Consider the following 20,724-nt stretch of genomic DNA (forward strand, 5'->3'; position numbering starts at 1 on the left):
ATGAACGCGACGCGACTCTCGGTACTCGGCCTCTGTGTGCTTGTTGCCGCGACGGCGGTGGTCGCGGGCCCCTTCGTCCCGGGAGCCGCACTCGCCGAATCGGACGAACCGACCCAACTGTACACTGGCTTCGATGCGGGCACGGACGGCCTCGACGCCGACCGCCGCTTCTCGTCGGGCCCGATTTCGACGACGACCGAACGCGGAGACGGCTCCGCGACGGTCGTGGTTTCTTTTTCGGTCGAGACAGGTGACTCGCCAGCGACGCTGATCGCACGCCTCGACTCCGAGAACGCCACCGATTCGGTGGTCGTTTCACCCGGAGAGACGCGTTCGGTCGAGTTGTCACCGGCGGTCGCCCTCGATGGAGAAGAGACGGCGACGCTAGTCGTCGAAGCGACTGTTGACGGGGAGACGTACGTGCTGGACCGCAAAGAGGTGAACGTGGAGTGAGCACGAAAACGCCGAGAAAGCGGCTCCTCGCGGCTCGTGACCGTGGCTGGGAACGGCTGGATTCGGTGCGTGAGACCGTGTTTCGGGTGGCGTTCGGCGACCGAATCGGATGGACGCTGTTCCTCGGTTCGCTCGTGTTCTACGCGCTGTACTGGCGCGTCGACGTGTTCATCATCGACACGTTCGCCATCGTGAACGCACTCGTGAGTGTCGCCGATGGGAGCCTCGCCATCCAGACGGTTGCGTTCGGCCCCGACCACGGGGCGACGCCGGGCGTGTACGTCTCGGATGGGTCCCTCTATGGCCGGAACTACGGTCAAATCGTGCTGTCGTTGCCCGCGTTGGTGGTGCTGGAGGCCATCTCGGCGTTTGCGGATCTCCGAATCGCACTCACTGGACTGTGGTGTGTCGGGGTTGCTGGCGTCTCGCGAAACCTCGGCGGACTGCTCGGCCGTGAGCGAGTCGGGACGCTGGTCGGCTGTTCGATCGCGGCGCTGCTGTTCGTCGCCGGCGTTCTCTCGGCGACACAACTGCCGACGGGTGTCGAGCCGCTGTTGGCGCTGCAGTTCACGACGATGGTCGCTGCGGCGTTGTGCCCCGTTGTCGTCTACCGGCTGTTGACGCGGTTTCACGACCGACGAATCGGAGCGGCCGCAGGCGTGTCGACGCTAGGTCTCGCCACCGTGGCGTTCTGGGCGCCGATACCGAAACGACACGCCTTCGTTGCCCTGTTCGCGCTCGTCGCCGCGTACTGCTTCGCCCGGGCGCGGGAGAGGCCAGTGGGACTCGAACGACGCTGGCGCGCAGCGTCGTATGCTGCTGTTGGGGCATTGGCATGGGTGAGCGCTCCCGATGCGCTCGCTCTGTTCGTCGTACTGGCGCCACTGGATTTGCTGTTCGCGCGTCGGAACCGTCCCCTCGACCTCGCAGTCATCGGCGGCGTGTTCACGCTCTCGCTCGTCCCATTCTTCGTCACGAACGCCGTGATTTCGGGGAACCCGCTCGTGCCGCCGCGGATGCTCCAGTCGGCTGACGCGGCCGGCGTGACTGCTGATGCTGTCCTCGGTGGCGGAGAGGGTGGAAGCGCCGGTAGCGGAAGCGAGACGGTGGCGAGCGATTCCGGAGGAGGGTCGGGAACCGGCGGTTCAACGAGTGAGTCAAAGCAAGGGACGACCACCGGCGAATCGGCGCCGGACCGACTCGCAGTCGTCGTGCGTTTGGTTGCAGGTGTGGTGTCCTCTGTGACGGCGGCGTTCGGCGTTCTACTCGACCAGTTCACGAGAGCAGTCGAGACGTTGAACGCGGAGCGCCTCTGGCACGTGTTCGTTCGAAGCGGCACGATTCCGGGCGTCGACTACAGTCAGACCGGCGGCGAGACGGTCGAACTGACGCTGCTGGAATCGGCACCGCTGCTCGCGGCGTTGTTCGCGGCTCCAGTCGCGCTCGCGCGCCGTCTCGCTGCCGGCCTCGACCACCGAGGCCCACGGGCCGGTGTCGACTGCCTCGCAGTCGGGTTCGGCATTGTGCTGACGCTTCTGTACCTCCCTCGACTCCCGTTGCACTCGACGATTACCGTTCGGTATCTGGCACCCATGACGCCGCTGGCCGTATACGGCGTGTTCAGGTTGGCGGTCGTCAGACGGGCGGTATCGATGCACCCGGAGCGCTTCGTCGGAGGGCTCTCCGCCGGAACCGTCGGGGGACTCACCTTCGCAGCCGTCGGTCTCACAGGAGTGACGGCCGGAACTGGAATGCAGACCCACGCGGTGGTAAACCTCGCTGTGGCCGTCGCTCTTGGATGCTGGGCGCTTCTCGCAAGTAGCCACCCCGAGGGAGGCTACGACCGACACGGCGCGATACTTCTCGGCGTCGCCGTCGCCGCGATGGTCGTGTTGGTACTGACCTCCGGACTGGCGTACTTCGCGACCGAACGACTGTTCGTTCTACCATACAAATGACACGAAAGCGAAACAACACCGACGACCCGGAGCGAGAACCGGACGACGGACAGGCGGGCGACCGACTCGACGAGACTCCGGAAGGCGTTCTCAGCCCCGCCGAGTTGGGGCCACCCGATGAGGTGACGGAGTTGGCGGAAAACCGGTTCGTGGTCGCTCCCGACGGCGACTCTTCGCCGAACGCGGCCGGTGAGGAAGCGGCGATAGCCGCCACCTCGGAGAACGACGATACGGACGAAGCGCCGCTACCGAGCGGCGCCTACGCCGCGGCAGTAACGATGCGAACGCCGGAGGGGACTCGGGCAACCCAGGTGTCGACGAACGACGTTCGGGAACTGTTCGACGAACTGTTGGTGTGGTACGTCGAGGGGATGGCCCCGACCGCCGACCCGGAGGAGGCGCTGTCGGTTCTGGTGAGGGAGTCGTCGCTGTCGCTCGAGTAAGGGAGAAAGAGCCGAGTTACAGTTCGTCGAGCGCCGAGTAGAACACGAACCCGAGCGCGAGGTGCTGTCGCATCGCGGTTTCGATGTGCGAGCGTGCGTCGCTGTCGTCCTCGAGTCGGTACTCCTTGGTTCGGACCAGTTCGTGCATCTCGAGGAGGTTGTCCGCTTCGAGGTCGTGGAGCCGCGGGTAGACGGTTCCCGGACTCAGTCGTGCGTCGAAGACCTGCGAGAGGTCTTCCATCAGTCCTTTGCCGTGGGTGTCACCGTCTCGCAGCGCCACTAACACGAGGAGGAGTTCGTCGAGTGAGTTCTTGACGAGTCGCTCGTCGAAACTGAACGAGCGGCCGGGAAACAGTTGGTCGGTCACCGCACCGACGACTTCCCCCGACCGACTTCCTGAGGTATCGGCGACCGGGTCGGCATCCGTCAACTCACGGTACAGTTGCTCGACGGAGACGCCTTGCTGGCCGTTCGCGCTCATCGTCTCACCTTGGGTAGGATGACCATACTCCCCGTCATCCGGCTATCAATATAATTGGGGTTTAGTGTTTTCATCCGCTGAAAAAGCCCGGGCGGAAACGGATTGGAGTCGGCTTGGGGGTCGAAACGGGGGCGATTAGCGCCCGTCGACGAGCGTACGGAGGCCCGCTTCGAGGTCGACGGTCGGTTCGTAGCCGAGTGCCGAACGCGCGCGGCCGATATCGGCACAGCTGTGTTGGATGTCGCCGGGACGCGGGTCGGTGTGGACGATTTCGGAGTCGCTGCCGACGGCGTCGCGAATCAGTTCGGCGAGTTCACGAATCGTAACCGACTCTCCGGTGCCGACGTTGTAGGCCCGGCCGACTGCGTCGGTTTCGGCGGCCAGCAGGTTCGCACGAACAACGTCGTCGATGTGGACGAAATCTCGGGTTTGGGTGCCGTCGCCGTGGACCGTAATCGGCTCGCCGTTTCGGGCTTGCTGGAGGAACACGGTTATCACGCCGGCGTAGTCGCCGCCGGTCTGTCCCGGGCCGTAGACGTTGAAGTAGCGGAGAGCAACGGTATCGAGTCCGTAGAGGTCCTCGTACAGTCGGGCGTAATGGTCGGAGGCGAGTTTATCGAGGCCGTACGGCGAGGTCGGTTCGAGTCGCTGGCCTTCGTCGATTGGCGTCTCCTCGGGGTCGCCGTACACCGCAGCGCTGGAGGCGATGACCACTCGGGCGTCGTGTTTCCGTGCGGCCTCCAAGACGTTGAGTGTCCCCGTCGCGTTGATGGCGTGGCTCTCGGTCGGTCGTTCGACCGATTCGGCGACGCTGACGAGTGCGGCCTCGTGGAACACCACATCGACGCCCTCAACCGCGGCGTCGACAGTCGCTTCGTCGCGGATATCCCCGTGGATGGCTGTCACCCCGTTCGGGTGGTCGCCCGCGGCGGTGTCGAGAACCGCCACGTCGTTGTCTGCCGACAGTGTCTCGACGATGTGGCCGCCGATAAACCCCGACCCTCCGGTGACGAGAGCCGATTTGTCTTCCATCGTCCGTGATAGAGGCGGCCGAGGTGTTATAACGACCGGTGGCACCGTCGACGGCGCCGAGACGCCGTCCCACACTTTCACTTTCACTCCGGACTAGGCTGACCCCTTTATTGCTGTCGCCGGTAGGAATCTGTATGTCCACGAACACCCAGTCGACGGCTGAAACGACTCACAACGGCGTCTTGGAGGTCAGCGACCTGCCGGCGACGCGGGTCCAGCGGTACGCCCGCGAGGCCGACGACGTGTACTTCGAGCGGAAGGGCGGCCGGACGTTCCTCGTCGCCGAGCGGTAGGCGGACTTTTTCCCGCGGCGACCCCAACGGCCAGTATGCAAGGTGTCGTCCCCGCCGCCGGTCGTGGCACGCGGCTCCGTCCACACACCGACGACCGACCCAAGGCGCTCATCGATGTGGATGGGAAACCCCTGCTCACACACGTTTTCGGGACGCTGGCTCCATACGTCGAGGAGTACGTGGTCGTCGTCGGCTATCTCGGCAAGCAAATTCGGGACCACTACGGCTCAGTGTATCGCGGGACGCCGATAACGTACGTCGACCAACCGGAACGGGATGGACTCGCAGACGCAGTACTACGGGCCGAATCGGCGGTCGGTGGGCCCTTTCTCCAGTTGAACGGCGACAACGTACTTCGTGGGAACGTCGGCGCTGTCGCCCGACGGCATCGTGAGACGAACGCCGATGCGACGCTGCTCGTCGACCGCGTTTCACCGGAGCGAGCGCGACGTGGCGGCGTCCTCGAACTCGAAGACGACGAGGTGGTCGGCATCGTCGAAAAGCCGGACGACCCGCCGTCGCGGTTGGCGACTACGGGCTGTTTTGCGTTCTCCGAACGCGTCTTCGAGGCATGTCGCGCAATCGAGCCATCGGAGTGGGGCGAGTTCGAACTCGCAGACGCAATCGAGTGGCTCCTGGCCGACGGCGGCCGTGTCGAGACGGTTCGTCTCGACGGCTGGCGCGTCAATGTCAATACGGTCGAAGACATCGAGCGAGCGGAGGCGTCCTTGTGAGCGATACCACCGACCCCACGGCGCTGTACGAACATCTCGCCGCGACGGCGGAACTCCCCGTCGACCGAAGCGCCAGCCGACTCCTCGGCGAAGCAGAGGCGGTCGCCGACGACCTGCGGGACTGCAGCCCCGAGGTGCGAACACAACGTGCGGCCGTCGTCCTCGAACTGCTCGAAAAAATCGAGGAGACGGGCCACCCGGACGCCGACGACCACGTCGAGCGCGCCCGGGCTATCGCCGCCCGTCTGGCGGAGGAGTAACGGCCGCGATGCGGTCCTCTAGGGATCGATAGGTTGCGGTGTCGATTATCGGTCCATAGAATAGCGCGTACGGAGCGGTCAGTGGGTTGCGGTCCCGACCAGCGGTTTTACCCGAACTCGGACCGCCGAGTCGTCGAAGCGCCCGGACGAGCGGCCCCGGGCCGGCAGTGTCGGCGGCGTGTCGGTCGGCAGCCCGTTCGCGAGCTGGATAATCGAGAAATGCCGTCAGCGCGTTCCGACCGACGGGTGCTGCCACGAGTGTCGCCAGCGTTGCGGCCAGTCGGTCACGCGCCCGGAGATGGTGTCGTTCGTGGGCGATGACGGCCATGAGTTCTTCCCGGGAGAGCCTCTCGACGACTGACCGGGTGACGACCACACACTGTGGAAACGGTACTGCCCGGACGTGTGTCCCCGGAGCGTTGACGACGAGGAGTGTCACACCGTCGATGTCTCGACGGTCGCCGTGATGGAGTATCCGCGAGCGAGCGAGTAGGGTTCCACCGGTGTCGGCCAGCCATCCGCCGACCGGAAGCCCGAACGGCGACAGGGCCGTCACCACGACGGGCCACGGTGCCGTGGTGAGAACTCGGCCCGTCAACCGGAACGCGGTGAGACAGAGGACACCGACGACGAGCAAGTAGCCGAGGAACGCGACGGCCCGAAACCGCCCGGATGCGAAGGGTTCGAACGACGCCTCGGCGACGGCGTCGTAGACGAGCAGGCAGTAGGCGACGACCAGAAGGAACGAGAAGATCGCGAAGCCGACCGACGCGAGGACGGCGCCCATCGATGTGGCATCCCCGAACAACGCGGCGGCGACAGCGAGGTTCGATACCGACGCGACCGCCGGAAGGAGTCCGGCAACAGCCAGCCAGAGGGCGGACACCGATTCGATTCGCCAGCCCGCTGCAACCACGTAACAGCCGGTACCGATAGCCAACAGGGAACCACAGAGTACCGTCGCCACACCACCGAGTTCCGGGCGAATCCCTACCCAGAGCAGACCAACGATGGCGACGAACGCCGGTGCCGAAACTCCGGTGAGTCGTCGCGACCGGACGCGGCCGACCGACGGACGGGCGTCGAGCGGCGGCAAGAGGTGTGCCATCGGTCCCGCGACGGCGAGCGCACAAAACCACAGTACCGGGATTCTGATGGACGGGTAGAACACGGCGGCGATGGCCACCACCGCCGCGACGGCGGCGAGGACGCCGGCACCAGGTGTTCGAACCGTTGTCACGACCGCGCCGTCGGTTTCGTCGATTCGAATGTCGGTCCGAAAGAGGCCACGGCAGCGAGTCTCGGTCCGCTCGCGTCGCTCGCTGTCCTCGAACAATCGTCTCGCGACGATGTCCGGCGGCCACTCCAGCGGTCGACGCTCGCGGTAGACCCGCATCGTTCAGGCCGGCATGAAGCCGGGGGCCCGAAGCAACGCCGACGCGATGTCGTCTGTGCTTGCGCTCTCGCAGTCGGTCGACTCCGGCAGTAGGCCGAGTAACTGCCCGGCCGACAGCAGATAGACGGCCGGGTTCTCGCCGAGGGTTTCCTCGTGGGCGAGATACGTCACTCGTTCGTCGGGGAGAAAGCCGGACCGGACGACCTCGTCGAGCGCGTCCGGGGGACGAATACGCGCACGCTCCTCGTCGCCGTCGTACACCTTGTACCGCCCCACGTCGACGTAGTTGGGTTTCGACAACGGTTCCCCCGAGAGGATCGCGAAGTTCGAATGTCGCTCGTAGTTCCAGTGGACACACTCGCCGTCGAGTGGATGCTCCCGCGTGACAACTGCTCGCACCTCTGCCGGGAGCGGGACGTAACAGTTCTGTCCGACGGTCTCCTGAATCGCGAAGGTCCACTCCATATCACGAAAAATATCTTCCAGCTACGTAACAGTTCCCCGCCTCGGAAATCGGAAGCGATTCCGACAGCGGAACTGGTTTCGAACCGGTCGGCAGGTATCACGCCGGAACCGTCTCCAGTTCAGTAGAGAAATCGGTTCTAAAGGCACAGAGCGTCTGTCTTCGTGTATGGAGATACGACGGCTGGGAGACGAGCGCGCGGTCTCGCCCGTCATCGGTGTGATACTGATGGTCGCAATCACCGTCATCCTCGCGGCGGTCATCGGGACGTTCGTGCTCGGTTTGGGTGGCGAGATAGGAGAGTCACCACCGAACTCGAACATCGATTTCGCGTTCGACGGCGACGCGGCGGCCGTCGGTGGCGACTGTGATCTGACCGACGCCGGGAGTTCGGGCGTCCTCACCATCACACACGAAGGCGGCGACACCATCGATGCCGACCGTGTCGATTTGACGACTGCGGGCGGAACGGCCGATTGGCCGGACTGTTCGAGTGCGGGAACGACAATCAGCGCCGGCGACAGCGCCGAAGTCGATGTCGACGATGACGGAGCGCTTCGGGTCGTCTGGACCGCCAAAGGCGGTGGCCAGAGTTCAACACTCGCCACTTGGAACGGTGCCTGACGTCGGTTACGCCGACGGCGACAACACGTCGACGGTTCGGCGGCGCTGTTCGGGCGTCATCTCACCGAAGAAGCCGACTCGAACCGCATCGACACCGTCGACGGCCTCGAAGCGGGCGACCGTCTCTCGGACTTCTTGGGGTGTGCCGGCAGCGACCAACTCCTCGACCATCTCGTCGGTGACCGCGCCGACCGCCGCCCCGCGGTCGCCGTCGGTCCACGCCCCGTGTATCGCGTCGGTCTCGGCGTCGAAGCCCTGCCGGGAAATCGATTTTCGGTAGTAGGGGCCGTAGGCACCGACCATGAACGCGAGTTGTCGGCGTGCGATGTCTCGGGCGACCTCGCCATCGTCGAGCGCACACGACCGGACGGTTACTGAGACGCGGATGTCGGCGGGGTCCCGGTCACCGAGATCTGCCCCTCGGCGGAGGTCGTCCATCCGCTCTTCGAGGGCGTCGGTGGTGAACAACTGCGGGACCCACCCATCGCCGAAGCGGCCCGCCAACTCGACGGCTTTCGGGCCGAGGGCGGCCACGTCGATAGGGACTTCGGCGGGGTCGACACCGCGTAACTTCAGCCCGCCGCCGTCGAAGAACTCGCCGTCGTAATCGACGCGTTCGCCGCGAGACACCTGCTTGACGATATCGATGGTCTCTCTGAGTCGGCGGAGCGGTCGTTCGTAGGTTTCGAGGTGCCACTTCTCGGTGAGGTCCGGCGAGGAGGTGCTCAATCCCATCCGGTAGCGGCCGTCGCTTGCCTCCTGTAGCGTGACGCCGGTCTGTCCCAGCAGGGCCGGCGAGCGACCGTACGGCGAGAACACGTCGTTCGAGAGGCCGATATCGTCGGTTCGTTCGGCCAGCGTCGCCAGAAGCGTCACGCCGTCGCGTCCGGTCACCTCCGGCAGCGAGATGCGGTCGTAACCGCGCTGTTCGGCATGTGTTGCCACCTCGACGATGTCGTCTATGGATTCGAGACCGCCCGGTAGCACGATGTCGCGTGTCATGTTGGTCGCTGCGTCGGCGGAGGGCTTGTAGCCTGCGGCGTCAACGGGGTTTTTGGGTTCGCCCGTCGTCTCGGTCGATATGACGCTGCTCATCTACGGTGCCTACGGATATACGGGCGAACTCATCGCCGAGGAGGCCGTCGACCGCGGTATCGACACCGTCATCGCCGGTCGCAACGAGGTCAAAACCGACCATCTCGCAGTCCGGTTGGACTGTGAGGGCCGCTCCTTCGGCGTCGACACCGCCGAGGCGTATCTCGACGACGTCGACGTACTGCTCAACTGCGCCGGCCCGTTCGTCGACACCTACGAACCGCTCGTGGAGGCGTGTCTGGAGACCGAGACGGACTACCTCGACATCACCGGCGAGCTGTCCGTCTTCGAAGCCATCGCCGAACGCGACCGGGAAGCCGAGAAGGCGGGCGTCTGTCTGCTCCCCGGCGTCGGCTTCGACGTGGTGCCGACGGACTGTTTGGCCGGCCATCTCCACGACCGTCTCCCCGAAGCCAACGAACTCCGACTCGGCTTCGACCCCTCGGGAACCATCTCCCGAGGGACGCTCGCGTCCGTCATCGAACACCTCGACGAGGGCGGGAAAGTGCGACGGGGCGGCGAGGTGATTGATGTGCCGCCGGCCCACGCTAGCCGACGAATCGACTTCGGACGGGGGTCGCACAACGCCGTCACCATCCCGTGGGGCGACGTCTCGACCGCCTACTACACGACGGGCATCGAGAACATCGAGGTGTACACCGCGGTGCCGCCGATGACGGGTACCGCGATGAAGGTCGGCCGTTTCGCCACACCGGTTCTGGGTTTCCCGCCGGTCAAGAAGTCGCTGCAGACGCTCGTCCGTGCGACGATGACCGGGCCGAGCGAGCGCCAACGCGAGGCGGGCGCCTGTTACGTGTGGGGGGAGGCGACCGACGGCGAGACGACCGTGACCTCGCGACTCAAGACACCCGAAACGTACGCATTGACCGTCGACGCCGCGACGACGGCCGCTGAACGAACGATGGAGGAGGATCTCACAGGTTTCGAGACGCCAGCGGCGGCGTTCACCCCCGAGTTCGTTCTCGGCCTCGATGGTGTCGAGGGCTTCTTCGACGATTAACCCCTTCGACGCGCTCGCCAGAAAATATACACGTCGGGCAGGCCGACCCCCGGTATGGTTCGTCGGGTCCTCGCGACGGTTCTGGTCGCCGCGTTGTTCGTCGGGTTGGTGGCACCGGGAGCAGTGGGAACGGCGACACCGTCGGCCGACGGGACGACACTCTCCGTCGGTGACGGTGTCGATGCGCCGTTACTCGACCGTCTGCGACCGGCCGCGAGTTCGAGCGGCCTCAGCCGCGCCGACACCGACGGCGTCCTCGAGCAACCGACGCGGTCGGCCGTCTACGGCGCCATCGAGTCCTCGCCGGGGACCGACCTCGGAAGCATCGCCGCGAGCGTCGACGTCACGAAGTCGACCGTCCGGTATCACGTCGGCGTCCTTCGTGAGGCAGGCCTCGTCGACGCTTCCGAAGTCGCCGGGTCGTTACGGTTCGCCCCCGCGGAGGTCGACGCCGAACTCGCTGGCGTCCTCGGCGCCGACGGAACGGGGACGGTACTCGCCGCTGTCGCCGCGAACGAACCGGCATCGGTGACGGTCGTCGCCGAAGCGACCGACCGCGCGCCGTCGACGGTGTCGTATCACCTCTCGGCGCTCGAAGACCGCGGCTTCGTCGACCGCGAACGGACCGGCGAAGCGGTCGTGACGACGCTGACGGAGTCGACGCGGTCGGCGATAGCTGACGGCGCCCCGGAGCCGTCGAGTGACTGATTACTCCGTGGCCCAATCCAGCGACCGCTCGACGGCCTCGCTCCACCGGTCGTATCGTTGCTCGATGTCGACGTCGGCGTCCGGTTCGAACTCGCGGTCGATACGCCAGTTCTCTCGGAGTTCCGAAAGCGAGTCCCAGTAGCCGACGGCGAGTCCGGCGGCGTAGGCGGCGCCGAGTGCGGTCGTCTCGTCGACTTCCGGGCGGACGATTTCGGTGTCGAGGATGTCTGCCTGCAGTCCACAGAGGAAGTTGTTCTTGACGGCGCCGCCGTCGACGCGGAGGCTCTGTAACTCGAGGCCGCTGTCTTCGACCATCGCCTCGACGACGTCCCGCGTCTGGAAGGCGATGGCCTCCAGCGTCGCCCGGACGATGTGCTCCTTGCGGGTGCCACGGGTCACTCCGAGGAGGATCCCGCGGGCGCGCTGGTCCCAGTGGGGTGCGCCCAACCCGGTGAAGGCGGGGACGAAGTAGACGCCGTCGGTCGAGTCGACACCGCGGGCGAGGCGCTCGGTGTCGGCAGCGTCGTCGATGAGGTCGACGTCTGAGAGCCACTCTATCGCGGCGCCGGTGGCGAAAATCGAGCCTTCGAGTGCGTACTGCGGTGGTTCGCCGGAGCGCTGGAACCCCACCGTGGTCAACAAACCGTGGTCGGAATCGACCGGCTCCGGACCGGTGTTGAGAAGCAGAAACGACCCGGTGCCGTAGGTGTTCTTTGCGTCGCCGGACTCGAAGCAGGTCTGTCCGAACAGCGCGGCCTGCTGGTCGCCCAGCGCGCCCGCGACCGGTACTTCGGCACCCAGGGTTTCGGCGTCGGTGTAGCCGTACACGTTGGCATCACTGGAGGGTCGCACTTCCGGGAGGACGGCCTTCGGAACGGAGAACTCCGCGAGTAGTTCGTCGTCCCACGCCAGGTCGTGGATGTCGAACAGCAGCGTCCGGGAGGCGTTGGTCACGTCGGTGACGTGGGATTCGGTGAGGTTCCAGATGAGCCACGAATCGACGGTGCCGAACCGCAACTCGCCCGCCTCGGCGCGTTCCCACACGTCGCCGCTGCCGCCGCGGTCCGGCGCGATGGGGTCGGCGTTGTCCAACAGCCATTCCAGTTTCGTCGCCGAGAAGTACGCATCGGGCTGAAGTCCCGTCTTCCGACGGATTTCGGCGGCTTTCCCCTCGGCTTCCAGCCGTTCGATTCGGTCCGTGGTTCGGCGGTCCTGCCAGACGATGGCGTTGTGGACCGGTTCGCCCGTTTCAGCGTCCCACAGCACCGTCGTCTCCCGTTGGTTCGTCACGCCGATGGCTGCGAGGTCGCTCGCCTCGACATCCGCGTCGGAGAGCGCGTCTCGAAGCGTCCGCTTCGTGTTGTCCCATAGTTCATCGGGGTCGTGTTCGACCCACCCGGGCTCGGGGTAGTACTGCTCGTGGGTCTCGTAGGCAGCGCCGTGGACTCGGCCCTCACGGTCGAACACCATACTCCGGGTGCCCGTCGTCCCCTGGTCGATGGCCGCGACGTACTCCATGCGGACTCCCCGAGCGCTGGGGGCAAATACTGACCGGCGGGGGTAATGTTTATGACTTAGTTGTATTACTAGATTATACATGCCGACACAGCTACAGCGCGCACGGGACGGCGAGGTTACGCCGGCGATGGAGCGGGTCGCCGAACGGGAGAACCGAGACGCTGAATTCGTCCGCCAACAAATCGCAGAGGGGCAGGCCGTCATTCCGAGCAACCACGCCCACGAGAGCCTTGATCCGATGATAATCGGCCGAGAGTTCGCCACGAAGGTCAACGCCAACATCGGCAACAGTGAGACGACGAGCGGTCTCGAGGCGGAGTTAGAGAAGCTCCACACCGCGGTTCACTACGGCGCCGACACAGTGATGGACCTCTCGACGGGCGCGAACCTCGACGAGATCCGGGCAGCGAACGTCGGCCACTCACCGGTTCCCATCGGGACGGTACCCATCTACGAGGCTGTCACGAAGGTCGACGACGTGGCCGAGTTGACGCCGGAACTGCTGCTTTCGGTCATCGAGAAACAGGCCGAACAGGGCGTCGACTACATGACCATCCATGCAGGGGTGTTGGCCGAACATCTGCCGCTGACTGACGGCCGGACGACCGGTATCGTCTCCCGTGGCGGGTCGATTCTCGCCCAGTGGATGGAAGAACACGGGGAGCAGAACCCGCTTTTCACGCACTTCGAGGACATCTGTGAGATATTCGCCCGCCACGACGTGACGTTCAGCCTCGGCGACGGCCTCCGGCCGGGGTCGCTGGCGGACGCCTCCGACGACGCGCAGTTCGCCGAACTCGACACGCTCGGCGAACTGACACGGCTGGCGTGGGACCACGGCGTTCAGGTGATGGTCGAAGGGCCGGGCCACGTCCCACTAGACGAAATCGAGGCCAACATGGAGCGCCAACAGGAGGTCTGCGACGGCGCGCCGTTCTACGTGTTGGGACCGCTCGTCACGGACGTTGCGCCGGGGTACGACCACATCACGAGCGCCATCGGCGCGACGGAAGCCGCTCGCCACGGCGCTGCGATGTTGTGTTACGTCACGCCCAAGGAACACCTCGGACTGCCGGAGGCCGAGGATGTCCGCGAGGGACTGGCGGCGTACCGCATCGCCGCCCATTCCGCCGATGTGGCAAACGGACTGCCGGGCGCCCGCGACTGGGACGACGCGCTCTCGGAGGCCCGCTACAACTTCGATTGGCGCCGGCAGTTCGACCTGGCCCTGGACCCCGAACGCGCACAGTCGTATCACGACCAGACGCTTCCCGGTGACAACTACAAGGAAGCGCGATTCTGCTCGATGTGTGGTGTCGACTTCTGTTCGATGCGCATCGACCAAGACGCCCGCGACGCCGACGGCGAGATGGACAGCATCGACGGGAACACCGACCTCGAAACCTCGCCGGCCGCCGAGGTGAACCTGCCGCCGACCGGCACCCACGACGCCGACGGTCTCGAAGACGTGCCCGCTCCCGAGGGGACGGCCGCGGACGACGACTGACGGGGGATAGTATAAGTTACCAGCAGGCGCTGGAACTGCTATGACAGACCCCTCCCTCGCCGAGGGTGGCCTCTCGTCGTCCGAAGTGAAGCGAGTACGGCAAGCCGTCCACGATTCGGCGGCCGCGGAAGTCGCGACCGCCAACGGCGACCGCCCTCAGACATTCCCGCTGAGTCCGTTCTACGACGAGTCGACCGAATCCGTTATCGTCACCTCCCCGCCGGCGTTCGCCGGAAAGGTCGACGCGGTCCGGGAGAATCCGAAGCTCTCACTTCTGTTCTACGACGCCGAGGATCCGTTCGTCCTCTACGGACGCGGGACAGTTCGTGACGACGACCTCGAAGCCAACGCCGAGTACGTCAGCGAACTCATCGAGGACGAACCGCCGTCACCGAAGCGAGAGGGGTTCTCGAAGACGACCGACGTGTTGGAGTCACGCATCGGCCGGTTCCTACTCGGGTGGTACGCCCTCCGCATCGTCGTCGAAATCGAGCCGGTGCGCATCGAACCGGTCGAAACCGACGTCGGCGAGTTTCCGCCGTGGCCCGCAACCGACCTCGACGGAAACGAGGCGGAATCCTACGACCGGCTGGCGTTCACCGTCGTCGACGAGGACGGCTGGCCGACGACACGGTCGGTCGAGGGCGTCGAGATTCGGGACAAGGTGGCGCTCCTCGACGTGCCGCTGTCCGTCGAGGACGGCAGTCCGGCGTGTCTGCTGTGTCACTGGCATTCGTCGGGGTTGGACGAACTCGGACAGCGGCTGTACCGCGGACAGTGTCGAAACGAGGGCGACCGCGTGGTGTTCGACCCGGCGAGTTCGTTTTCGATGCGCAACGAGACGCTGTGGGACCGCCTGAAGTTCATCGTACAGGGAAAGTGGCGAACGCGGCAGTACTTCCGGGATTAATCCAGAATCTCGCTTTCCATGTGTTCGCGGGAGAGTTCGACGTAACGGTCGCCGGCGTAGGCCCACGGCGAGTCCTCGACCTCCTTGATTTTCTCGGCGGGCGTACCCGCGTACAGCGTGTTCGGCTCGATGTCGGTATCCTCGGTGACGAGGCTGTTCGCGCCGACCATCGCGCGCTCGCCGACCGTCGAGCGGTCGAGAACCGTCGCACTCATTCCAACGAGGGCGCGCTCCTCGACCGTCGAGTTGTGGACGATGGCGGTGTGACCGACAGTCGCGTACGGCCCGATTTCCGCGCCCTCGTGTAGCACTGCGTTGTCTTGGACGTTGGCGCCTTCCCGGAGCGTAATCGGACCGTGGTCGCCGCGCAACGTCACGTTCGGCCAGACGCTCGCTTCGGCTTCGATGGTCACGTCGCCGATGACGACCGCGGCGGGGTCGACGTAAGCGCTGTCGTGGATGTCGGGTTCCATCCCGTCGAAACTGCGTAGCATATCCGATTTTCCGCGGGCGGCGAGTTAAACGTACGCCTCCGGCGGAACGGCCTTCAGTTGTTGTCGGCCCGCCCTATCGTATCGGTCTGGAGAGTCCTACTGAAGGGAGGATACCACCGTCGAACACGACTGACTGATGTGGAGTGTACGACGGAACCGATGTGGATATCCGTCCGGTTACACGGCGCGCGCGAACTTGGTAATTGGTTGTTTCTTAAAATATATCTCGGAATAATCTACCACACGATTATTTAAACGCGGGTTTTCGACGATGCGGTGCTGAACGATGCAAGACGGGATAATCCCGTATTAGGCGTTTACATCCGGTGGTTTGGGAGTTCCGGAAGTCCGCGAGGGGGAATGACCGACACCGGCTATCGCCAGCCGCAAAGGTAGATTTAAATATCTGCAAGACACTCCATCAGTTGCTATGACACAGCACGAGGATACGTCGCCTTCGGCGGCGGATCGAGTTCTTCCAGGGCACGCTAGATAGTACCTCGGAGATAAGCGAGGCCCGAATTTTCGACACGACGCTGCGCGACGGCGAACAGTCCCCACGAACCTCGTTCAGTTACGAGGACAAACGCGAAATCGCAGCCATCCTCGACGACATGGGCACCCACGTCATCGAGGCTGGCTTCCCCGTGAACTCCGATGCGGAGTTCGAAGCGGTTCAGGACATCGCCGAAGCCACGTCGTCCACGGTTTGCGGGTTAGCCCGTGTCGTGGACAAAGACATCGACGCCGCACTGGAATCCGGCGTCGGCATGGTACACGTGTTCTGTTCGACGAGCGACGTACAACTGCAGGATTCGATGCACACCAGCCGAGAGGAGGCGCTGGAACGGTCCATCGAGGCCGTCGAGCGCGTCACAGACGCCGGTGTCACCTGCATGTACTCGCCGATGGACGCCACGCGTACCGACGAATCGTTCCTGATTGATGTCATCGAGGGCGTCTCCGACGCGGGGACGGACTGGATAAACATTCCCGACACGTGTGGGGTTGCGACGCCACGGCGGTTCTACGACATGGTCGAGACCGTCTGTGCGCACACGGACGCCGACATCGACGTCCACACCCACGACGACTTCGGACTGGCGGCGGCCAACGCGCTGTCCGGCTACGAAGCCGGGGCCAAGCAGGCGCAGGTGTCGGTCAACGGTATCGGCGAACGCGCCGGCAACGCGGCCTACGAAGAGGTCGTGATGGCGCTGGAGTCGCTGTACAATGTCGACACCGGCATCAAAACCGAGCGCATCACGGAACTGGCACGTCTCGTCGAGGGGAAAAGCGACATCGCCATCCCGGCGAACAAGCCCATCGTGGGCGACAACGCCTTCTCCCACGAGTCCGGTATCCACGCGGCCGGCATCATCGAGAACGCCGACACGTTCGAGCCGGGCGTGATGACGCCGCAGATGGTCGGTGCGACACGCGAGTTGGTGCTCGGCAAACACACCGGCACCCACTCCGTCCGCCAACGGCTGGAAGAAGCCGGGTTCGACCCGAGCGACGCCGAGGTCCGCGAAGTGACCCGGATGGTCAAGGACCGCGGCGCGGCCGACGAGAAGGTCACCTTCGAGACGCTCAAGGAGTTGGCCCGCGAGGTAGGCGTCCGACGCGAGGAGGTTCGCGCATAGGGATGCCCCCCGCGGACGGTTTCGCCCCGTGGCAGCGACCGGTGAGCGGCCGCGCCGGCGGACCGTCGGGCAACGCTCGCGCGACACGGAATCCTTATGTCGGTTCACGGCACAACATCGACTGTAATGAATGCGACCGCTGGAACCGGCACGCTCGCGCTTGCCCCCAGCGTCGCGACGATTATTGTAGGGGCGGCCTAGCCCCTACACACCCTTCTTCCCGACGCAGTTCGCATCGCTTTCAGCCGATTACAGACAGGACAATGTACACACGACACAGCAATCGACGGTATCGCACGCGAGGTGACGCCTCATGAGCGGTGAACAGGCACAGGCACCACAGGACATCGAGACGACCGATGCGGCCACCGAGGACATCGAAACGGGCGCGGATGCGGTCGTCCGTGCACTCGAAAACGCCGGGGTCGAACACCTCTTCGGCGTGCAGGGAGGGGCCATCATGCCCGTCTACGACGCCCTGTATCACTCCGAAATGGAGCACATCACGATGGCTCACGAACAGGGCGCCGCCCACGCTGCCGACGCCTACGGTATCGTCTCCGGCGACCCGGGCGTCTGCATGGCGACCTCGGGGCCGGGGGCGACGAACCTCGTCACCGGCATCGCCGACGCCAACATGGACTCTGACCCCCTCATCGCGCTGACCGGACAGGTCCCCACGGAGTTCGTCGGCAACGACGCCTTCCAAGAGACCGACACCATCGGCGTCACCAGCCCCATCACGAAGGCCAACGTCTTCGCCAACGATTCGGAGACGGTCGGCACCGATGTCGGAACCGCCTTCGCGCTCGCCAAACGCGGTCGACAGGGGCCGACGCTGGTCGACCTGCCGAAGGACGTGACGAAAGGCGTCGCAAGTGAGGACCCCGGCACACCGGAGACTCCGGACACGTACAACCCGCCGGAGACGGCCGACCCCGAGGCCGTCGCCGAAGCCGCCGATGTGCTCGCCGAGGCGGACCAACCCGTCATCCTCGCTGGCGGTGGCGTTATCAAGGCCGAAGCCTCCGAGGAAATCCGGGCGTTCGCGAAGGAACACGAGATTCCGGTCATCACGACCATGCCCGGCATCGGCTCGTTCCCTGAAGACCACGAACTCTCCCTGGAAATGGCCGGCATGCATGGAACCGGCTACGCGAACATGGCAATCACGCTGACTGACTGCATGCTCGCAGTCGGAACGCGCTTCGACGACCGCCTTACGGGCGGCTTGGAGACGTTCGCTCCCGACGCGGAGGTCATCCACGTCGAAATCGACCCCGCCGAGGTTTCGAAGAACGTCGAGGCTGACTACCCGCTCATCGGCGATGCCAAAGCCGTCACCAAGCAACTGGCTACCGCGATGCCGCGCTCGCCGGCCTGCGACGAGTGGCGCGAGCAAGTCCAGGTGTGGAAAGAGGAGTACCCGATGGACTACGCTGCGCCCGAAGACGACCCGGTCAAACCGCAGTACGTCGTCGAGGCATTCGACAACGCCACCGACGACGACGCCATCGTCACCACCGGCGTCGGCCAACACCAGATGTGGGCCTGCCAGTACTGGACGTACAAAGAGCCTCGCACGTGGGTGTCCTCTCATGGCCTCGGTGCGATGGGCTACGGCGTTCCCGCCACCATCGGCGCGAAACTGGCCGCTCCCGACAAGGACGTGGTCTGTTTCGACGGCGACGGGTCGTTCCTGATGACGTGTCAGGGGCTTTCGGTCGCGGTCCGGGAGAACCTCGATGTCACCATCGTCGTGCTGAACAACGCGGCGATCGGGATGGTCCGGCAGTGGCAGGACGCCTTCTTCGGCGAGCGCCACATGGCCTCGGAGTACCCCTGGATTCCGGACTTCGACACCCTCGCTGAGGCCTTCGGCGCCCGCGGCTTCCGCATCGACACCTACGACGAGGTCGAGGAGGTCGTCGAGGAGGCGTTGGACTACGACGGGCCGAGCGTCGTCGACGCCCACATCGACCCCGGCGAGAACGTCTACCCGATGGTTCCCAGCGGCGGCGACAACGGGCAGTTCGCACTCTCGGAGGACCAGCTATGAGCCGCAATCAGGACCTCCACCGGAACGGGCTGGAAGGCCCGGCCCCCGAAGAACGTACCCGACCGGTCGGGCGACGAAACAAACAGGGCATCCGCGTCGACCCCGACGTGGAGGCCGAACACGAGCCGCGGCGGACCATCATCTCGGCGTACGTCAAGGACGAACCCGGCGTGCTCGCACGCGTCTCGGGGTTGTTCCACCGCCGGCAGTTCAACATCGAGTCGCTGACTGTCGGGCCGACGCAAAACGAGGGCTACTCCCGCATCACGCTGGTCATCGAAGAACCCGAACCCGGCATCGATCAGGCGAAAAAGCAGTTGAACAAACTGCTGCCCGTGGTCCACGTCCGTGAGTTGGACGCCGAACCCGTCGCCCGCGAGTTGGTCATCCTGAAGGTCAACGGCGACGAGCCGGACAAGGTCCAGGCCATCACGGAGATGTACGGCGGCGAGACGCTCGACGCCGGCCCCCGAACGATTACGGTCCAGATTACCGGCGACGAGGGGAAGATAGACGACGCTATCGACGCCTACGAGCAGTTCGGAATCCGGGAAATCGCCCGGACCGGACAGGCGGCGCTGGCACGAGGCGAAGAGGAAACCGCACGAGTTGACGAGACCCATACATGACTGACGCAACTATCTACTACGACGACGACGCAGACAGCACCGTACTCGACGACAAGACCGTGGCCGTTCTCGGCTACGGCAGCCAAGGCCACGCCCACGCACAGAACCTCGACGAGTCCGGCGTGGACGTTGTGGTGGGCCTCCGTGAGGACTCGTCCTCCCGAAGCGCCGCCGAATCCGACGGCCTCGACGTGGCCACGCCGCGGAACGCGGCCGAACAGGCCGACCTCGTTTCGGTCCTCGTCCCCGACACGGTCCAGCCGGCCGTCTACGAGGAGATTCAGGACGTGCTGACGCCCGGCGATACGCTGCAGTTCGCCCACGGCTTCAACATCCATTACGGCCAAATCGAGCCGAAGGAGTCGGTCAACGTCACGATGGTCGCGCCGAAATCGCCCGGCCACCTCGTTCGGCGGAACTACGAGAACGACGAGGGGACCCCCGGACTGCTGGCCGTCTATCAGGACCCCACCGGCGAAGCCCACGACATCGGACTGGCCTACGCGAAGGCCATCGGCTGTACGCGGGCGGGCGTCGTCGAGACCTCCTTCCGCGAGGAGACCGAAACCGACCTCTTCGGCGAGCAGGCCGTCCTCTGTGGCGGCGTCACCTCCCTGGTCAAGCAGGGCTACGAGACGCTCGTCGAAGCCGGCTACTCCCGGGAGATGGCGTACTTCGAGTGCCTGAACGAACTGAAACTGATTGTCGACCTCATGTACGAGGGCGGCAACAGCGAGATGTGGGATTCGGTCTCCGACACCGCCGAGTACGGCGGGTTGACTCGCGGCGACCGCGTGGTCGACGAACACGCCCGCGAGCGGATGGAGGAGGTCCTCGAAGAGGTTCAGGACGGCACCTTCGCAAAGGAGTGGATTACCGAAAATCAGGCCGGCCGCCCGAGTTACAAGCAGTTGCGGGCCGCCGAGAAGAACCACGACATCGAGGACGTGGGCGAGGACCTGCGCGCGCTGTTCGCGTGGGGAGAGGAGTGAGATGATCG

General features: G+C 65.0%; 22 protein-coding genes. 15 read left to right on the forward strand and 7 right to left on the reverse strand.

Annotation, left to right across the window (positions count from 1 at the left end; translation table 11 throughout):
- The 3 genes from NMP98_RS03805 to NMP98_RS03815 are packed head-to-tail and all read left to right on the forward strand — an operon-like array spanning position 1 to position 2,854.
- Positions 1 to 453: a hypothetical protein gene (locus tag NMP98_RS03805; protein ID WP_254860229.1), complete on the forward strand. Its 453-nt coding sequence runs from the start codon at positions 1 to 3 to the stop codon at positions 451 to 453.
- The gene (locus NMP98_RS03810; RefSeq protein ID WP_254860230.1) at positions 450 to 2,411 is read left to right on the forward strand and encodes a glycosyltransferase family protein; all 1,962 of its coding nucleotides are present in this window, start codon (positions 450 to 452) and stop codon (positions 2,409 to 2,411) included. The genes NMP98_RS03805 and NMP98_RS03810 overlap by 4 nt, the downstream gene beginning before the upstream one ends.
- The gene (locus NMP98_RS03815; protein ID WP_254860231.1) at positions 2,408 to 2,854 is read left to right on the forward strand and encodes a DUF7500 family protein; all 447 of its coding nucleotides are present in this window, start codon (positions 2,408 to 2,410) and stop codon (positions 2,852 to 2,854) included. The genes NMP98_RS03810 and NMP98_RS03815 overlap by 4 nt, the downstream gene beginning before the upstream one ends.
- A gap of 16 nt (positions 2,855 to 2,870) precedes the next feature.
- On the opposite strand, the gene NMP98_RS03820 is transcribed toward NMP98_RS03815, so the two are convergent.
- Together NMP98_RS03820 and NMP98_RS03825 are read right to left on the reverse strand one after the other, a co-directional pair.
- Positions 2,871 to 3,335: a PadR family transcriptional regulator gene (locus NMP98_RS03820; RefSeq protein WP_254860232.1), complete on the reverse strand. Its 465-nt coding sequence runs from the start codon at positions 3,333 to 3,335 to the stop codon at positions 2,871 to 2,873.
- A 135-nt stretch (positions 3,336 to 3,470) separates the two neighbouring features.
- Positions 3,471 to 4,367 carry an NAD-dependent epimerase/dehydratase family protein gene (locus tag NMP98_RS03825; protein WP_254860233.1) on the reverse strand — a complete coding sequence of 299 codons (897 nt, stop codon included), beginning with the start codon at positions 4,365 to 4,367 and terminating at the stop codon, positions 3,471 to 3,473.
- A gap of 134 nt (positions 4,368 to 4,501) precedes the next feature.
- Here NMP98_RS03825 and NMP98_RS03830 point away from each other — a divergent pair, with 134 nt between their 5' ends.
- From NMP98_RS03830 to NMP98_RS03840, 3 genes are read left to right on the forward strand one after another with little or no spacing between them, the layout of a single operon-like run.
- Positions 4,502 to 4,660, forward strand: a complete 159-nt coding sequence (locus NMP98_RS03830) for a hypothetical protein (protein WP_254860234.1) — start codon at positions 4,502 to 4,504, stop codon at positions 4,658 to 4,660.
- Positions 4,661 to 4,695: 35 nt separating this feature from the next.
- A complete protein-coding gene (locus NMP98_RS03835; protein WP_254860235.1) occupies positions 4,696 to 5,394 on the forward strand; it encodes a sugar phosphate nucleotidyltransferase in 699 nt (232 codons plus the stop codon).
- Positions 5,391 to 5,654 carry a DUF8152 family protein gene (locus tag NMP98_RS03840; RefSeq protein WP_254860236.1) on the forward strand — a complete coding sequence of 88 codons (264 nt, stop codon included), beginning with the start codon at positions 5,391 to 5,393 and terminating at the stop codon, positions 5,652 to 5,654. Before NMP98_RS03835 ends, NMP98_RS03840 begins: the two co-directional genes overlap by 4 nt.
- Here NMP98_RS03840 and NMP98_RS03845 read toward each other — a convergent pair.
- Together NMP98_RS03845 and NMP98_RS03850 are read right to left on the reverse strand one after the other, a co-directional pair.
- Complete coding sequence (locus NMP98_RS03845; protein WP_254860237.1) at positions 5,626 to 7,050, reverse strand: M48 family metalloprotease; 1,425 nt, start codon at positions 7,048 to 7,050, stop codon at positions 5,626 to 5,628. The two genes, NMP98_RS03840 and NMP98_RS03845, sit on opposite strands and share 29 nt — an antisense overlap.
- Positions 7,051 to 7,053: 3 nt before the next feature.
- On the reverse strand, positions 7,054 to 7,515 hold the full coding sequence (locus NMP98_RS03850; protein WP_254860238.1) for a hypothetical protein: 462 nt from the start codon (positions 7,513 to 7,515) through the stop codon (positions 7,054 to 7,056).
- 166 nt (positions 7,516 to 7,681) lie between these two features.
- On the opposite strand from NMP98_RS03850, the gene NMP98_RS03855 reads away from it, so the two are divergent.
- A complete protein-coding gene (locus NMP98_RS03855) occupies positions 7,682 to 8,137 on the forward strand; it encodes a type IV pilin domain-containing protein (protein WP_254860239.1) in 456 nt (151 codons plus the stop codon).
- A 6-nt stretch (positions 8,138 to 8,143) separates the two neighbouring features.
- On the opposite strand, the gene NMP98_RS03860 is transcribed toward NMP98_RS03855, so the two are convergent.
- Positions 8,144 to 9,139 carry a TIGR04024 family LLM class F420-dependent oxidoreductase gene (locus NMP98_RS03860; RefSeq protein ID WP_411911609.1) on the reverse strand — a complete coding sequence of 332 codons (996 nt, stop codon included), beginning with the start codon at positions 9,137 to 9,139 and terminating at the stop codon, positions 8,144 to 8,146.
- 79 nt (positions 9,140 to 9,218) lie between these two features.
- Here NMP98_RS03860 and NMP98_RS03865 point away from each other — a divergent pair, with 79 nt between their 5' ends.
- Positions 9,219 to 10,253, forward strand: coding sequence for a saccharopine dehydrogenase family protein (locus tag NMP98_RS03865; protein WP_254860241.1), 1,035 nt, complete (start codon positions 9,219 to 9,221; stop codon positions 10,251 to 10,253).
- 54 nt (positions 10,254 to 10,307) lie between these two features.
- Positions 10,308 to 10,961 carry a winged helix-turn-helix transcriptional regulator gene (locus NMP98_RS03870; RefSeq protein WP_254860242.1) on the forward strand — a complete coding sequence of 218 codons (654 nt, stop codon included), beginning with the start codon at positions 10,308 to 10,310 and terminating at the stop codon, positions 10,959 to 10,961.
- Here the strand turns inward: NMP98_RS03870 and glpK are convergent, their stop codons facing one another.
- Entirely contained in the window at positions 10,962 to 12,479 is a 1,518-nt protein-coding gene (gene glpK / locus NMP98_RS03875) for a glycerol kinase GlpK (RefSeq protein WP_254860243.1), read from the reverse strand.
- A gap of 79 nt (positions 12,480 to 12,558) precedes the next feature.
- On the opposite strand from glpK, the gene thiC reads away from it, so the two are divergent.
- Both thiC and NMP98_RS03885 read left to right on the forward strand, forming a co-directional pair.
- The gene (gene thiC / locus NMP98_RS03880) at positions 12,559 to 13,986 is read left to right on the forward strand and encodes a phosphomethylpyrimidine synthase ThiC (protein WP_254860244.1); all 1,428 of its coding nucleotides are present in this window, start codon (positions 12,559 to 12,561) and stop codon (positions 13,984 to 13,986) included.
- Positions 13,987 to 14,026: 40 nt separating this feature from the next.
- Positions 14,027 to 14,896: a pyridoxamine 5'-phosphate oxidase family protein gene (locus NMP98_RS03885; RefSeq protein WP_254860245.1), complete on the forward strand. Its 870-nt coding sequence runs from the start codon at positions 14,027 to 14,029 to the stop codon at positions 14,894 to 14,896.
- Here the strand turns inward: NMP98_RS03885 and NMP98_RS03890 are convergent.
- Positions 14,893 to 15,390, reverse strand: coding sequence for a gamma carbonic anhydrase family protein (locus tag NMP98_RS03890; protein ID WP_254860246.1), 498 nt, complete (start codon positions 15,388 to 15,390; stop codon positions 14,893 to 14,895). The two genes, NMP98_RS03885 and NMP98_RS03890, sit on opposite strands and share 4 nt — an antisense overlap.
- Positions 15,391 to 15,836: 446 nt before the next feature.
- Here NMP98_RS03890 and NMP98_RS03895 point away from each other — a divergent pair, with 446 nt between their 5' ends.
- From NMP98_RS03895 to ilvC, 4 genes are all read left to right on the forward strand, one after another.
- Complete coding sequence (locus tag NMP98_RS03895; RefSeq protein WP_254861292.1) at positions 15,837 to 17,036, forward strand: LeuA family protein; 1,200 nt, start codon at positions 15,837 to 15,839, stop codon at positions 17,034 to 17,036.
- A 313-nt stretch (positions 17,037 to 17,349) separates the two neighbouring features.
- On the forward strand, positions 17,350 to 19,095 hold the full coding sequence (ilvB, locus tag NMP98_RS03900) for a biosynthetic-type acetolactate synthase large subunit (protein ID WP_254860247.1): 1,746 nt from the start codon (positions 17,350 to 17,352) through the stop codon (positions 19,093 to 19,095).
- A complete protein-coding gene (gene ilvN, locus NMP98_RS03905) occupies positions 19,092 to 19,724 on the forward strand; it encodes an acetolactate synthase small subunit (protein ID WP_254860248.1) in 633 nt (210 codons plus the stop codon). The genes ilvB and ilvN overlap by 4 nt, the downstream gene beginning before the upstream one ends.
- The gene (ilvC, locus tag NMP98_RS03910; protein WP_254860249.1) at positions 19,721 to 20,716 is read left to right on the forward strand and encodes a ketol-acid reductoisomerase; all 996 of its coding nucleotides are present in this window, start codon (positions 19,721 to 19,723) and stop codon (positions 20,714 to 20,716) included. The genes ilvN and ilvC overlap by 4 nt, the downstream gene beginning before the upstream one ends.
- The last annotated feature ends 8 nt before the right edge of the window (positions 20,717 to 20,724 follow it).

This window comes from Natronomonas gomsonensis (assembly GCF_024300825.1).
GTDB lineage: Archaea > Halobacteriota > Halobacteria > Halobacteriales > Haloarculaceae > Natronomonas > Natronomonas gomsonensis.